We start from the raw sequence: 1002 nt of genomic DNA, 5'->3' as shown, positions 1-1002 counted from the left end.
AAAATGGTTGGGGAAACAAATGCGCCCTGCCCATCGACATCGCCACCACAACGTACGTTTGCACCTTCTGATTCACCTAACGAGATGTATTCCAATACTTTTGATTTATGATCTTGGTCGATGAGTGCACCCATGGATGAACTTGGGTCCATTGGGTCTTTTGGCGTGAACGCTTTCGACGCTTGAATAACTTTTTCTATGAACTGATCTTTGATGCTTTCGTGAACAAGCAGACGGGTTGCCGCGACGCACACCTCACCTTGGTTGTAGAAACACCCAGCGGCGGTTTCTGCTGCTGCGCGGTCTAAATCATCACAATCTTCAAACACGATGTTCGCGTTCTTGCCGCCCGCTTCTGCAAACACACGCTTTAGGTTGCTCTCACCCGAGCTGACCATCAGTTGACCTGCAATGCGCGTCGAGCCTGTGAAGGCGATGCAGTCTACGTCTTGGTGTTTCGCCAGCGCGTCGCCAGCTTCATGACCAAAACCCGTCACGACTTGGAAAACGCCTGTTGGCAAACTCGCTTGAGAAGCAAGTTGACCTAGGAATATCGCGGTGAGAGAAGATTTTTCTGACGGTTTTAGAATCACGCTGTTACCAGCCGCTAAAGCAGGGCCAAGCTTCCAGCACGCAAGCCAAAGAGGGAAGTTCCACGGCACAACCGCAGCCACCACGCCAATTGGCTGATGAGAAACAAAAGCGTGTACGTCTTGTTCTGTTGGGGCAACTTCACCGTACACTTTGTCGATCGCTTCGGCGTACCAGCGTAAAGAGTTTGCTGCGCCAGGAATATCGGTAGAGAAGCTGTGAGAGATAGGTTTACCAGTATCGAGAGTTTCTAATAGTGCTAACTCTTCTTGGTGTTGATCAATCAGGTCAGCAAACTGTTTAAGCACTGCTTTGCGATGAGCTGGGCTGCTTTCACTCCAGATACCAGATTGAAATGCTTGGCGAGCGTATGATACCGCGAGGTCTACATCTTCATTTTGACAACGGGCG

Annotated in this window: 1 protein-coding gene; it reads right to left on the bottom strand. The window is 50.1% G+C overall.

Annotation, left to right across the window (positions count from 1 at the left end; all coding sequences use genetic code 11):
• On the bottom strand, positions 1 to 1002 hold a 1002-nt coding region (locus R7E78_RS24760), incomplete at both ends, for an aldehyde dehydrogenase family protein (RefSeq protein ID WP_318058425.1).

This window comes from Vibrio sp. YT-19(2023), from assembly GCF_033337395.1.
Note: the sequence above shows the minus strand (reverse complement) of the source record. Positions and strands in the feature narration are given on the sequence as shown.